13 protein-coding genes are annotated in these 14,200 nt (G+C 61.5%); all 13 read right to left on the bottom strand.

The window, feature by feature from the left end; genetic code table 11:
• Positions 1–30 precede the first annotated feature (30 nt).
• The gene (hflX, locus tag V8Z78_RS09610) at positions 31–1,194 is read right to left on the bottom strand and encodes a GTPase HflX (RefSeq protein WP_003063804.1); all 1,164 of its coding nucleotides are present in this window, start codon (positions 1,192–1,194) and stop codon (positions 31–33) included.
• 101 nt (positions 1,195–1,295) lie between these two features.
• A complete protein-coding gene (hfq, locus tag V8Z78_RS09605; RefSeq protein ID WP_012839170.1) occupies positions 1,296–1,550 on the bottom strand; it encodes an RNA chaperone Hfq in 255 nt (84 codons plus the stop codon).
• 104 nt (positions 1,551–1,654) lie between these two features.
• A complete protein-coding gene (der, locus tag V8Z78_RS09600; protein WP_003063809.1) occupies positions 1,655–2,995 on the bottom strand; it encodes a ribosome biogenesis GTPase Der in 1,341 nt (446 codons plus the stop codon).
• A 15-nt stretch (positions 2,996–3,010) separates the two neighbouring features.
• On the bottom strand, positions 3,011–4,186 hold the full coding sequence (gene bamB / locus V8Z78_RS09595) for an outer membrane protein assembly factor BamB (RefSeq protein WP_012839172.1): 1,176 nt from the start codon (positions 4,184–4,186) through the stop codon (positions 3,011–3,013).
• A 2-nt stretch (positions 4,187–4,188) separates the two neighbouring features.
• Positions 4,189–4,866: a YfgM family protein gene (locus V8Z78_RS09590; RefSeq protein WP_003063813.1), complete on the bottom strand. Its 678-nt coding sequence runs from the start codon at positions 4,864–4,866 to the stop codon at positions 4,189–4,191.
• Between the two features lie 49 nt (positions 4,867–4,915).
• The gene (hisS, locus tag V8Z78_RS09585) at positions 4,916–6,232 is read right to left on the bottom strand and encodes a histidine--tRNA ligase (RefSeq protein ID WP_012839174.1); all 1,317 of its coding nucleotides are present in this window, start codon (positions 6,230–6,232) and stop codon (positions 4,916–4,918) included.
• A 199-nt stretch (positions 6,233–6,431) separates the two neighbouring features.
• Positions 6,432–7,712 carry a flavodoxin-dependent (E)-4-hydroxy-3-methylbut-2-enyl-diphosphate synthase gene (gene ispG / locus V8Z78_RS09580; RefSeq protein ID WP_012839175.1) on the bottom strand — a complete coding sequence of 427 codons (1,281 nt, stop codon included), beginning with the start codon at positions 7,710–7,712 and terminating at the stop codon, positions 6,432–6,434.
• Between the two features lie 19 nt (positions 7,713–7,731).
• Complete coding sequence (locus tag V8Z78_RS09575; protein WP_349731287.1) at positions 7,732–8,721, bottom strand: RodZ domain-containing protein; 990 nt, start codon at positions 8,719–8,721, stop codon at positions 7,732–7,734.
• Positions 8,714–9,565: a type IV pilus biogenesis/stability protein PilW gene (pilW, locus tag V8Z78_RS09570; RefSeq protein WP_223305607.1), complete on the bottom strand. Its 852-nt coding sequence runs from the start codon at positions 9,563–9,565 to the stop codon at positions 8,714–8,716. Before pilW ends, V8Z78_RS09575 begins: the two co-directional genes overlap by 8 nt.
• 25 nt (positions 9,566–9,590) lie before the next feature.
• Positions 9,591–10,712 (bottom strand): dual-specificity RNA methyltransferase RlmN, encoded by a 1,122-nt coding sequence (rlmN, locus tag V8Z78_RS09565; RefSeq protein WP_034376389.1) that lies wholly within the window; start codon positions 10,710–10,712, stop codon positions 9,591–9,593.
• A 132-nt stretch (positions 10,713–10,844) separates the two neighbouring features.
• The gene (gene ndk / locus V8Z78_RS09560; protein ID WP_003053316.1) at positions 10,845–11,270 is read right to left on the bottom strand and encodes a nucleoside-diphosphate kinase; all 426 of its coding nucleotides are present in this window, start codon (positions 11,268–11,270) and stop codon (positions 10,845–10,847) included.
• Positions 11,271–11,392: 122 nt separating this feature from the next.
• Complete coding sequence (locus V8Z78_RS09555) at positions 11,393–12,988, bottom strand: pseudouridine synthase (RefSeq protein ID WP_349731286.1); 1,596 nt, start codon at positions 12,986–12,988, stop codon at positions 11,393–11,395.
• Positions 12,985–14,157 (bottom strand): SMC-Scp complex subunit ScpB, encoded by a 1,173-nt coding sequence (gene scpB, locus V8Z78_RS09550; protein WP_349731285.1) that lies wholly within the window; start codon positions 14,155–14,157, stop codon positions 12,985–12,987. The genes V8Z78_RS09555 and scpB overlap by 4 nt, the downstream gene beginning before the upstream one ends.
• Positions 14,158–14,200: the final 43 nt, after the last annotated feature.

Genomic DNA, 14,200 nt, shown 5'->3' with positions numbered 1-14,200 from the left:
AAGCATTGTGCCCAATAGGAACGCAAGCCCCTAGTATTGCGCGTCGTCATCAGGGGACATCCAGTACGTATCGTCCTGCCCCTCGACTTCTTCGCGTGCCGCCTCTTCACGTACCTGCAAAACCCGGTCAGCCAACATCTGCCGCAGCTGCGCCAGCCCCTGCCCCGAGCGAGCACTGACAAACACACGCGGCACCGGCGTGCCATCGAGCTCATACATATCCTGCAGCAGGGCAGGCTGACGCTCGGGCTCAATGGCATCCAGCTTGTTGAAAACCAGAATCTGGGGCACATCATCGGCCCCGATTTCACCCAGAACTTTTTGGACTTGTTGTATTTGTTCGGGGAATCCGGGGTTCGATGCATCCACGACATGCAGCAGCAGATCGGCGTCAATCGCCTCCTGCAAGGTGGCCTGGAAAGCATCCACCAGACCGTGCGGCAAGTCACGAATAAAACCGACGGTATCCGACAGGGAAACCGACTCCTCGGCCTCCGCCAGATACATCTGCCGGGTGGTGGTATCCAGCGTGGCAAACAGCTGATCTGCGGCATAGGCGCGAGCCTTCACCATGGCATTGAACAGCGTGGATTTGCCGGCATTGGTATAGCCAACCAGGGAAATATTGAAAACTTCGCGACGCGAGCGCTGACGCCTCTGCGTAGAGCGCTGCTTCTTGACCTTTTTCAGGCGCTCCTTGGTGCGCTTGATGGCATCGTCAATCATGCGGCGGTCAAGCTCGATCTGCTTTTCACCGGGGCCGCCACGGCCGCCGATACCGCCAGCCTGACGCTCCAGGTGACTCCAGCGGCGCACCAGGCGCGTGCTGATGTATTGCAGGCGAGCCAGCTCCACCTGCAGCTTGCCTTCATGGCTGCGTGCACGCTGGGCGAAGATTTCCAGAATCAGCATGGTCCGGTCGTTGACCGGCATCTGGATATGGCGCTCCAGATTGCGCTGCTGCGCCGGGCTCAGAGCCTGGTCGAACCAGACTTCCTTGGCGCCGTGCATCTGGGCCAGCATGCGGATCTCATCCGCCTTGCCACTGCCCACGAACAACGCGGGATCAGGAGCTTTGCGCTTGCAGGTCAAGCGCGCCACGGGTTGCAAGCCAGCGGTCTGTGCCAGCAGGCCCAGCTCTTCCAGCTCGTCATCGAAATGGGGAACACCAAAATCCACGCCCACCAGCAGCACTGGCGCAGACGCGGAACGTTCAAAGGATTCAGAACTCAAATACCTGTCCCGTAGGGTAAGAGCCGCGCCGGACTAGCCGGCGGGCGTTGACGCAAGAAAGCTTAGGCAGCAGCGGCGTCGTTGTCAGCCGGAGTAGCGGCCGAGAAGTTCACGGCGCGACCGGGAACGATGGTGGAGATGGCGTGCTTGTATACCATCTGGGTCACAGTGTTGCGCAGAAGCACCACATATTGGTCGAACGACTCGATTTGGCCCTGCAGCTTGATGCCGTTGACCAGATAGATGGAGACCGGCACATGTTCACGACGCAGTGCGTTCAGGAACGGATCTTGGAGGAGTTGACCTTTATTGCTCACGATATTCTCCGTGTTCGAAGAGTGTTGTTGTAAACCGACACATTACCACAGGGCCCGGGAAAAACAGCAAAAAGGGTTTTCCCGTAGGCACCAGCAGATAGCTATTAATCCTTGTCGGCGTAAGGATTATGGGAGGTTTTCAAGTCGATGCGCAACGGGGTGCCGACAAGATTGAACTCCTTGCGGAAACGACCTTCCAGAAAGCGCTTGTACGCATCGGTGACCAGTTCCAGCGAGTTGCCATGGATCACGATGATGGGCGGGTTCATGCCGCCCTGGTGGGCATAGCGCATCTTGGGACGATAGGCTCCCACCTTCTTGGGCGTCTGGAACTGGATCGACTCCATCAGGATGCGCGTCAGCACAGGAGTAGGCATCTTGCAGGTGGCTGCACGATGGGCCTGGATGATGGATTTCCACAGCGGCTCGAGACCCTGGCGCTTTTGTGCCGAGATGAAGTGCAGCGGCGCAAACTTCAGGAAGGACAGGCGCGTCTCGATGGAGCGCTCCAGCATCTGACGCTGGTAGTCATCCACGGCATCCCATTTGTTGATGCCCAGCACGACCGAGCGGCCGCTTTCCAGGATATAGCCCGCAATATGGGCGTCCTGGTCGGTCACGCCTTGCGTGGCATCGATCAGCAGCAGCACGACGTTGGCGCCTTCGATGGCCTGCAGCGTCTTGACCACCGAGAATTTCTCGATGGCTTCAAACACCTTGCCCTTGCGGCGCAGACCGGCTGTATCGATCAGCTCGAACTTCTGACCGTTGCGCTCGAAAGGCACGGTGATCGCATCGCGCGTGGTGCCGGGCATGTCAAAAGCCACCAGACGCTCTTCACCCAGCCAGGTATTGATCAGCGTGGACTTGCCGGCATTGGGACGACCTGCCACCGCCAGACGTACGGGCTTCTGGTCTTCCTCGCCAAAGACCTCTTCTTCAGGCTCGGGCAGATTCAACAGACCCAGGGCTGCATCGACCAGGCTGCGCACACCCTGACCGTGGGCGGCAGACACGGGCACGACCTCGCCAAGACCCAGCTCATAGAACTCGGACAGCTGCACGCCATCCTTCATGCCTTCGGCCTTGTTGGCCACCAGAATGGTAGGCTTGCCCAGACGGCGCAGGTAGTTGCCGATCTCGTGATCCTGACCGGACAGACCGGCACGCGCATCCAGCACGAAGATCACGACATCGGCTTCCGCCACGGCTTGCTGCGTCTGCTTGGCCATCTCCTTGAAGATGCCGCGCGATGCGTCCGGCTCGAAACCGCCCGTATCGATGACGATGTACTCATGCTTGCCCTGACGGCCCTGGCCGTAATGGCGATCACGCGTCAGCCCTGCAAAGTCGGCGACGATGGCATCCCTCGACTTCGTGAGTCGATTGAACAGCGTCGACTTGCCCACATTGGGGCGCCCTACCAGGGCAATAACTGGCTTCATTCCAAAAACAACCTATCAATCCGGCTTGAAGCCATACACAGTTCCGCTTCGGCTGACGATCACCAGAGTATTGGCGGCGACAACCGGGGAAGTGGCAACTCCTGCCTTGTCAGTTTCCAAACGGGCCAGTGCAGAGCCGTCTTCACGCGAGAGCATGTGCACTGTCCCCAAATCATCGGCCAGCACCACGGAGCGGCCCAGCACCAGAGGTGCCGTCAGCTTGCGGTACTGCAGCTTGTCGATGGACCACAGACGCTGACCGTCTGCACGATTCCAAGCCTGTACCGTGCCGTTGCTTTCGGCGCCAAACACGGCCTGCTCGTCGCCCGCCACGCCATCGCTACCCTTGGAGGTCTGCGTCCAGCGCACATTGGCCGTGCTCACATCCACGCACCCCACCGAGGCCTGGAACGCACGTGCGCAGACACTGCTGCCCACACGGCTGACGGGACCAACCAGATCCACCAGTCGCTCCACATCGTTGGTCCCGCGCGGTGCGGCCAGAGGAGCCATCCAGCGCACCGAGCCATTGTCAGGATCAACACCTGCCAGACGTCCGGACACGCCTACCACCAGATTATTACCAACGGCCTGCAAAACGCCTGGCTGGCGCAAAATAAGCGGTTCATTGCTGGGGCCTTCAACCGACCACAGCTCACGACCCGTATTGGCATCGAAGGCCGCCAGAGAACGGTCAGCCGCCATCACGAACACGCGGCCGCCAGCCACCAGAGGCGGCGTATAGACTGCGGCAGTCAGATTGTTCTTCCACAGCTGCTTGCCTTCGGCAAACACCATGAGCTGGTTGCTGCGTGTAACCACCGCTGTACGCTGTCCGTCGCTGCCCACGCCGGTGGTCAGCGGCTCGCCCGCACTGAACTTGCCCAACTGGCTGCCGGTATTGCCATCAAGCGTCGTAACGCTACCATCCTTGGTGACCACGGTGACGGTATTGCCCTGCACCAGCGCAGGCATGGCCAGAGGCACTTCGCTGCCCAGCTTGGCCGACCAAGCCTGATGCACCGCGATCTTGCCTGGATTGGGCCCCAGGTCCAGGGGCTTGGGCTTGTCCTTGCCGCCGAACATGGAACAAGCAGCCAGCGACGCGGCCACAGCAGTCAGCACCAGCACACGGGCTGCGGATTGCGCTGCGGGAGCAGCGAACTTCACTTGATGGGCAAAAGTCTTCAAGATTATTTCTCCGACGGCGTTGTCTTGACCAGGGTCGCGGCTTCAGGAGCCACGCCCAGCGCATTCAGCTTGAATTCCACCAGATGGCGGTAGTCCAGATCCTTGTCCAGCGCCTTGTAGGCAGCCTGGTACTGGGCAACCGCCTCAGCCTGCTTGCCCAGCGCCACATACAGATCGCCACGGCGATCAGCCTGCAGACCGGCATAGGACTCGGGCATGGCCGCCTCAAGCACCTTCAGACCTTCGTCATAGCTTTTTTGCTGCTCCAGCACGGAAGACAGACGAATGCGAGCGAGGGCCTTGAAGCTTTCATCGCCCTTTTCGGCCACCCAGCTCAGTTGAGCCTTGGCATCATCGAGCTTGCCGGCATCCACCGAGGCCTTGGCCATCAGCAAAGCCGTCTGAGCGGCCTGTGCCGTGCCCGCGTACTTGTCCCGCAACTCGCTGAAAGCCTGGTCGGCGCGCGCCGCATCCTTGGCCGTCAGCGCTTCGTCCACGGCGAACTCCAGGGCCGAGGCCTGGGTGGCCTGACGCTTTTGCCAGTACTGCCAGCCGTTCCAGCCGGCCAGTCCGAGAAAGACCACGACCAGCACGCTGGTGATCAGAGTTCCCCAGGAATTCCAGAAATGCTTGAGCTGCTCAATTTGCTCTTGTTCTTCAAGATCGAGATGGTTTGCCATGGCTACTTAGATTGAGTGGAACGCTGGTCGGAAAACGAGGTGCGGAAAATCAAACCGCCGATTTTAGGCTGCCGGCCCACAGGGCCACGTCCGCCAGAGCTTGCTGCACCTGCTGGCCCTCGCCGTCGCGCAGCGACTTCACAGTCACCTTGCCCTGGGCCAGTTCGTCGGAGCCGAAGATCAGGGCAAAGCGTGCACCCGAACCATCGGCCTTCTTGAACTGGGACTTCATCGAGCCCATGCCCTCGGCCGAGCCGCCGGCCGCTGCATGCATCTGAACCGCCACACCGGCTGCACGCAGCTGCTGCACGGTCTTGAAGACCTGAGGCAGCACCGAGGCGTCGGGAATGATGGCGTAGACATCGGCTGCGGGCTGGGGAATCTCTACCCCCACCTCCTTGAGCACTTCGAGCACGCGCTCCACACCCATGCCCCAGCCCACGGCCGGAGCGGGTTTGCCACCGATTTCCTCGATCAGATAGTCGTAACGACCGCCGCCGCAGATCGTGCTCTGCGAACCCAGCTTGTCGGTAATGAACTCGAACACCGTGAGGTTGTAGTAGTCCATGCCGCGCACCAGACGCGGGTTCAGGCTCCAGGCCACATCGTTGGCATCCAGAATGTCCTGCACAGCCTTCAGATGCGCCTTGGACGCATCGCCCAGATAGTCCATCAGCCTGGGAGCTGCGTTGACCATTTCCTGCATGGCAGGATTCTTGGTGTCCAGCACGCGCAGCGGATTGCTGTACATGCGGCGCTTGGCTTCCTCGTCCATCACCTCGGTGTGCTGCTCGAAGTAGGCAATCAACGCCTCGCGGTGGGTCTTGCGCTCCTCGGGCTGACCCAGGCTGTTGAGTTCCAGACGCACGCCTTCAATGCCCAGCTCTTTCCAAAGTTGAGCGGCCAGCAGAATCACTTCGGCATCCAGCTCGGGGCCGGCAAAACCCAGGGCCTCCACACCGACCTGGTGGAACTGGCGATAGCGACCGCGCTGGGGCTTTTCGCGCCGAAACATCTGCCCGATGTAGAACAGACGCTTGCCGCCTTCATACAGCAGATTGTTTTCCACCACCGAACGCACCACGCCGGCCGTACCTTCAGGACGCAGGGTCAGATGCTCGGCCTGGCCATGCTTATCCGCCCGGTCCTCAAAGGAGTACATCTCCTTTTCGACGATATCGGTCACCTCGCCCAGGCCGCGCACGAACAGGGCCGTGGGCTCGACGATGGGGGTGCGCATATTGCGATAGGCAAAGCGGCCCATCAGATCGCGCACCTTGGCTTCAAACCACTCCCAACGCGCCGAATCGGGTGGGAGAATGTCGTTCATGCCTTTGACGGCGGTCAGTTTTTCGTTCTTGGCCACGTGAAGTCTCACACTTGGGCTACTAGCAAAACAAGAGCATATTGCGCACAGCAATCATGCCCTTCAACTAGAAACCTAATTCAAATCCATACAGATAGCGCGCAAGCAGCTATCAATTCCAAAGTCTTGGCTCGCTGGCATTGTGCCAGCAAGCGCAATCACCACCCGCATGCCGGGCCGCTGCAAGCGCTCAAGTCGCTCAGGCCTTCAGGCCGTAGCGGCGCTGCACATATTCCAGCACCAGGGTCTGAAACTCCTCAGCGATATGTTCGCCGCGCAGCGTCAAGGCCTTCTCGCCGTCAATGAACACCGGCGCCGCAGGCGCTTCGCCATTGCCGGGCAGGCTGATGCCGATATCGGCATGTTTGCTCTCGCCGGGGCCGTTGACGATGCAACCCATCACAGCCACCTTCATGGCTTCCACGCCGGGGAACTGGGTGCGCCAGACCGGCATTTCACCACGCAGGAAATCGTCGATCTTCTTGGCCAGTTCCTGGAAAGTGGTACTGGTGGTGCGACCGCAGCCCGGGCAGGCGGTGACGCTGGGCACGAACACGCGCAGACCCAGGGCCTGCAGAATCTCGGAGGCCACCACAACCTCCTGCGTGCGCGCTTCACCGGGCTGGGGCGTGAGCGAGACGCGAATCGTGTCGCCAATGCCCTCCTGCAGCAGCACCGACAGTGCAGCAGTGGATGCCACCGTGCCCTTGGTGCCCATGCCGGCCTCGGTCAGACCCAGGTGCAGCGCATAGTCGCAGCGGCGCGCCAGCTCGCGATAGACCGAGATCAGATCCTGCACACCGCTGACCTTGCAGGACAGGATGATGTTGTCGGGGTTCAAGCCGATATTCCTGGCCAGCTCGGCCGAGCTGATGGCCGAAGTGATCAGCGCCTCATACATGACCTGGCGCGTTTCCCAGGGCTGCGCCCGCTTGCTGTTCTGGTCCATCAACTCGGCCATGATTTCCTGGTCGAGCGAGCCCCAGTTCACGCCGATGCGCACGGCCTTGTCGTACTTGGCAGCGATCTCGATCATCTGACCGAACTGCTTGTCCTTCTTGTCGCCCTTGCCCACATTGCCGGGGTTGATGCGGTACTTGGACAGCGCCTGGGCGCAATCGGGATAGTCGGTCAGCAGGCGATGGCCGTTGTAGTGGAAGTCGCCCACCAGCGGCACATACTCGCCCATGCGGTCGAGCTGCTCACGGATATAGGGCACGGCCGCCGCCGCCTCGGGCGTGTTCACCGTGATGCGCACCATCTCCGAGCCAGCCTGGGCCAGCTGTCGCACCTGGATGGCGGTTTCAACCGCATCCACGGTGTCGGTATTGGTCATGGACTGCACGCGCACGGGCGCATCGCCCCCGACGGTGACCACGTTGTTGCGCCACACCACCCGGGCCTGGCGCGATTTGCGCGGCAGCGGGCTGGCGATGGCTATCGCCTGGCTGAGCTGCTGCGAGCTTTGAGAATCTTGCACTCTTGTTTACCTCGAACGGTTACTTCACCTCGAAGCGAGCCACATTGTCGCGTGTGCTCGAGATATCGAAGGGTTCGCCACGTACCGTCACCTGCGTGCCCTTGGCATTGCCCACAATCACCGACAGGGGCAACTGGCCTTCGGCCGTCGCAGACTCATCCTTGGACAGGGTCTTTTCCAGCACCACCTTGCCGGCTCCGTCCTTGACCTTGACCCAGGACTGGCCGGTATTCACCTTCAGCACCAGCAGGCCGGCAGCGCCGGTCACAGGCACAGCCGCCTCGGCGGCCGGGGCTGCGGTTTGGGCAGCTGCCACAGATGCGGCGGGAGCGCTTGCTGCAGCACCATCGCCAGGCATGCCGGCCGCGGCAGCAACCGACACAGACTCTGTCACCGGCGCCGCGGGTGTGGCAGAACTGCCCTGTGCACCGCCCTCGGCCTGGGCAAGCGGTTCTGCAGCCGGCGCGCTCACCGCAGCCGTCTGGTCAGACTGGGCCTGAGCCGGCGCTGGCGCGCCTGCCCCATCGGCGCCGTCAACCATCTGATGGAATGGCACAAAGTACACGGCAGCGGCAGCTGCCAGCAGAATCAGCACGCCTGCCGCAATCTTGCGAGAGCTGCTGTTGCCAGAGTCCAGAGGTGTACCCGTGACCTTGAAGCTGCTGCGCACCTTGACGGTCTCGTTGATGCCTGGACCCGCATTGGCAAGGCTTTTGATCTCGCTGCGTGGCAGCTTGGACAGCACCGATTCGGCATCGATATGCAAGGTCCGGCACATTCCCATGGCCAGAGCACGCATGAACACATGATCGGGAAAGGCCGCATAGTCATCGGCCTCCAGCGCCTCCAGCTTGTGCTGCGGCACCTTCAATGTCGCAGCCATCACGGGCAACTGCATCCGGGCTGCTTCCCGTGCCTGACGCAACAAGACTCCGGCCGTGGCCTGACCCTGAGTTGGCACCTGCTCTTCGCTTTGCATAGTTTCCTCTTCCACCGCAGCCTCATTCATTGAAAGCTCCACGTTCATAGGCCAGCCACTGACGCGATTGAGGAAAACGCTCGCGCAGTTGATCGGCCTGTTGACGCACTCCAATATCGTCGTGCAGTGCCCTGTCTATTTTGATCCCCAGCCAGAGGCTTTCCGCACTGGCCTGATTGCTATTGTTATTCAAGCGCCGGATGTAGAACTGCGCCTTCTTCAGATCACCTTTGAGCCAAAGCACATTTGCCAGGTTGTAGCCTGCAGCGGGGTTGCCCACATCCATCTCGTAGGCACGAAACATGTTCTGGTAGGCCTGCTCCAACTGTCCTGCCTGCTGGTAGCACATGCCCTTGGCCAGCAGGGTCCTGGGCTGTTCACGGTAGCCCGGAGCCTGCAAGGCTCTATCAAACCACTGCTGGGCTACGTCGAAATGCTTTTGCTGGCATTGCATCCAGCCGTAATTGTGAATCTGGTTGCCGTCGCGCGGATTGAGATCCACGGCCTTGCGCATGGCGATCTCGGCCTGCGTCCAGTCCTGGTTCTGCATGAGGATCAGGCCCAGCAGGCCGTATGCATCGGCGTAATCGGGCTTGGCAGCCAAGGCCTGCCCTACCTCGTCCATGGCCACATCCAGGCGCCCGGCCTGAAAGTAATTGGCAGCCAATTCCAGGCGAATCTGGGCACGGCGATTGGCATCGGCGATCTGGGCCCCGCCCGTGCCAACCACGGAAGCCTGGGGTACCGACGTAGAGGAAGTGGTGGTGGTCGTTGTCGAAGTACAACCCACAAGTGCCGCGACCGCAACCGGTACCCCCCACCGGGCCAACAAGCCCCAATGTTGCCAAACCGGTCGCTGTACCACTGCCCTCATTGATTGTCCTTTATTCAAAACTCCGTCAAGACACCTGCTTGAGCGGGATAGTACGCTGCTTGGCCATACGCTCGGCAGCGCGAGTTCTGTCCTTCACGTCGCCCGCGAGCTGACCACAGGCCGCATCGATATCGTCACCGCGGGTCTTGCGCACTGTGGTCACGATGCCGGCATTGCTCAGCAACGTAGCGAACTCGGTCACACGGGCCGAGGGCGAGCGCAGCAGACCCGAAGCGGGGAAGGGATTGAACGGGATCAGATTGAACTTGCACCAGCTCTTGCCATCGCCGCGCGCGCGCACCAACTCTATCAGCTGGCGCGCATGCTCAGGCTGATCGTTAACGCCGTCGAGCATGCAATATTCAAAGGTGATGAAGTCACGCGGCGCGAACTCCAGATAGCGCTCGCAGGCGTCCAGCAGCTCGGCAATCGGGTACTTCTTGTTCAGCGGCACCAGGTTGTCACGCAGCGGATCATTGGGCGCGTGCAGCGACACCGCAAGCGCCACGGCGCAGTCCTGCGACAGACGATCCATCATGGGCACCACGCCCGAGGTGGACACCGTCACGCGACGACGCGACAGGCCGTAGCCATGGTCGTCCAGCATCACGCGCAAGGCAGGCACCAGCGCACTGTAGTTCTGCAAAGGCTCGCCCATGCCCATCATCACCACGTTGGAGATGATGCGATCTTCGGTGCCGAAGCGCTTGCGCAGCGAATGCTCGGCATACCAGAGCTGGGCAAGGATTTCGCCGGTATTGAGGTTGCGGCTGAAGCCCTGATGCCCCGTCGAGCAAAAGCGGCAGCCCACGGCGCAACCGGCCTGGGACGATACACACAGCGTGCCGCGGTCGTCCTCAGGAATGAAAACGGATTCAACGGCATTGCCGTCGCCCACATCGAACAGCCACTTCACGGTGCCATCGGCAGAGACATGCTCCGTCACCACAGGCAAAGCGGTAATGTGGGCCCGGCTTTTGAGCTTTTCGCGCAAAGACTTGGCCAGATCTGTCATCTGGTCGAAATCGGATGCGCCACGCTGGTGAATCCAGCGGAACAGCTGCGTCGCACGGAAACGCTTCTCCCCGAGCTGCTCGCAATAAGCGGTCAGCCCTTCGAGGTCAAAATCAAGCAAATTAGTAGTCATATCGGCATGTGGCGAGGCGTCTTGCGAACGGTGTTTGCCACGCCGTGGCCAGCATCTTCAAGTGCTGACACCCGCCTTGCACGAATGCAAAGCGCTGGCGTCAGCGAGAGCATGCTGTAAAGCTAGCGTGGATTAACGCGAGTACACGTTCATGCCGGGGAAGAAGAAGGCAACTTCCACAGCAGCAGTTTCAGCAGCGTCGGAGCCGTGCACGGCGTTGGCATCGATGCTGTCGGCGAAGTCGGCGCGGATGGTGCCCTTTTCGGCCTTCTTGGGGTCGGTGGCGCCCATCAGTTCACGGTTCTTCAGGATGGCGTTCTCGCCTTCCAGAGCTTGAATCATCACGGGGCCGGAGACCATGAAGTCCACCAGATCCTTGAAGAAAGGACGGGCAGCGTGCACAGCGTAGAACTGCTCGGCTTCGCCGCGCGACAGGTGCACCAGCTTGGCAGCCACGATCTTCAGGCCAGCAGCTTCGAAGCGGGCGTAGATTTGGCCGATCACGTTCTTGGCAACTGCGTCGGGCTTGATGATGGAGAGGGTACGTTCGATAGCCATGATGATTATTTCCTAATCAGGGTTACTATGGGTTTTTGCCGAAAAAGCAAAACAGTTGATTTTAGCGGTGCCGCCATAGACCTTGAAGTCCGGGCAGCACTCAAATCCTTACGGATGCCTTTTTAGCGACCGCCGCGGCGACCGCCACCACCGCCGCCACCAGGGCGACGCTTGGCGTTCTGACGGGCACGCGAGAGGCTGTCGCCGCCGATATAGCCCACCGAGGTGCGCATGGGATCGGGCTGACCGCCTCCCTGCGAGCGCCCCGAGCCACCGGAGCGACCGCCAGACTTGTTGCGCGGGTTGTCGCCCAGCATGCCGCTGGGTGCCGGACGATTGCCGTCCCACTCGCCACGGCGCTGGCCGCCGCCTTCACGACGCCCCTGGGGTGCGCGATCGGCACTCATGCCATTGCCACGGCCGCCGCTGCGGTTGTTGCGGCCGCCACGGTTGTTGGCGCCACGGGCGCCGCCGCTGTTGCGCTCGACGGGAGCACGTTCCTTGACTCCGGCTGCCGACATCAGCGCCTGGATATCGGCCTGATCGAGTTCCACCCAGGCGCCGCGCTTGAGGCCACGCGGCAGCATCATGGCGCCGTAGCGAATGCGGATCAGACGGCTGACGGCATGGCCCACGGCCTCGAACATGCGTCGCACTTCACGGTTGCGGCCTTCGGAGATGGTCACGCGGTACCAGCAGTTGGCACCTTCGCCACCGCCATCTTCCACGGCACCGAAGCTGGCTTCGCCGTCTTCGAGCTGCACGCCGTCCAGCAGGCGCTGCTTTTCTTCCTTGCTCAGCGCGCCCAGCACGCGGGCCGCGTATTCACGCTCCAGGCCGAAGCGGGGGTGCATCAGCGAGTTCGCCAGCTCGCCCGAGCTGGTGAACAGCAGCAGACCTTCGGTATTCAAGTCCAGACGACCCACCGACTGCCACTTGCCATGCTGCAGCTTGGGCAGCTTGCGGAACACCGTGGGGCGGTTTTGCGGATCGTCATGCGTCACCACTTCGCCCACGGGCTTGTGATAGGCAATCACGCGTGCGGGCGGCGGGTCGATACGGAAGCGGATGGGCTGGCCGTTGACCTTGACGATATCGCCGAACTGAATGCGCTGGCCGACGTGGGCAGGCTCGTTGTTGACCGAGATGCGCCCTTCCAGTATCAACTGCTCCATCTCCAGGCGCGAGCCCATGCCGGCCTGGGCCAGCACCTTGTGCAGCTTGGGAGAATCGACCTGGGGCGCAAGCACGCGCTTGGCGGGCATGGCGCTGCCGTTCTCTTCCTCGTCGTCGAAGTCGCCCGAGATCACATCGGCAAAGTCGATGTTCTGACCCTTGCGTCCCTTGGGCCCATGAGGAGCGGCAACGCTCTGCACAGGCACTTCGGCAACGACGGCATCCACTGCATCATGACCCTGGTCTTGGTCTTGGTCCTGGGACTGCAGCTCCTGCTCGGCCACGGGCTGAACCGGCTCCTCGACGGCCACGGCTTCTTCGGTACGCGGCTTGGTCACGCGCTTGCGCGCAGGCTTGGCCTCGCCAGCAGCGTCCTTCTTGACGCCGGCGCGCTTGCGCGGTGCGGCAGGCTTCTTGGCCTCGGCGGCATCCTTGGCCCCATCGGCCTTGGCTGCGCGGGGCTTGCGAGTCTTCTTGACCGGTTCGGCTTCGGGCGAAGCGGCTGCGGACTCGGGCATCGGGTTCGATGTCTCGTTGTTCATTCCAGTTTTCCTTCGGGGATGACGCCATCGTCACCCTCCACAATTCCTTGTTCTGCTGACCCGACGGCATCGTCGGCCCGCGCTTTCGCCTTTGTGTCCTCGGCCTCGTCGTCGTCGCTGCCGTAGTCATCCTCGAGAAACGCTTTCAGGCCCACCCACTCGGTACGTCCGGCTTTCTTGGCCGCCGGTTTGGGCTCCGGCTCTGCCGCCTTGGCAGTCCTGGCGGGCCTGGCCGCTTTGGGCTTGCTCACGGATGGCGGCTCCTCAGTCGGCCCTGGCTCCGAATCCGGTAGCTCAATCACTATCTCTTCAGTAGCATCTTGCTCAATATCACTCTGCGCCTGATCCGGATATGACTCCAACTCTGGCGCATCCACCTCGGGCTGAAGCTCCGACACAAGCTCTGCAGGCGCTTGCGCCACTGGGTCAACATCGGTATCCGGCAGCACCTCGGCGCCATCTTCCTCGTCCGGGGCACCCAGGATTTCACTCTCGGCAGCATCGGACTCTGTAGCGACATCCGCACCCTCTGCGACCTCGACCGGCTCTGAGGCTTCCACACCCTCCTGGGGCTGGGCATCCTCCGCATCGGCCTGCGGCACGGCGGTCTGGTCGCCCTCCTCCCCATCCAGCGCCTTGAACAGACTTTGCTGAGCCTGGGTTTCCTCCAGCATGGGCAGTTGATCCAGCGACTGCAGACCCAGATCATCGAGAAACTGGCGCGTGGTGGCAAACAGCGCAGGCCGCCCCACGGTTTCACGGTGGCCGATGACCTCGATCCAGCCTCGGTCTTCCAGCTGCTTGATAATCAGGCTGTTCACGGTCACGCCGCGAATATCCTCGATATCACCCCGCGTGACCGGCTGACGGTAGGCAATGATGGCCAGCGTCTCCAGCGTCGCCCGCGTGTACTTGGGCGGCTTCTCGGGGTGAAGCTTGTCCAGGTAGACGCGCATCTCGGGCCGACTCTGGAAACGCCAGCCAGAAGCCACCTGCACCAGTTCCACGCCCTTGAGGGCCCAGTCCTTTTGCAGGTCCAGCAGCAAATCCTTAACCGTGTCCGAGCCCAGCACATCATCAAAAAGTGAGCGCAATTCCCGCAGCGTTACAGGCTGCGGGGCACAAATCAATGCTGTTTCAAGAACCCGCTTGGCATCTACCGTATTCATGGGCGCAGCGTTTCGGGAGCGGCTGTCGCACCGACTGCGGTGG

The organism is Comamonas sp. wu1-DMT, assembly GCF_040187805.1.
In the GTDB taxonomy this organism is placed as follows: Bacteria; Pseudomonadota; Gammaproteobacteria; order Burkholderiales; family Burkholderiaceae_C; genus Comamonas; species Comamonas thiooxydans.
The sequence above is the reverse complement of the archived record's forward strand: the minus strand, read 5'-3'. Positions and strand labels throughout refer to the sequence as shown.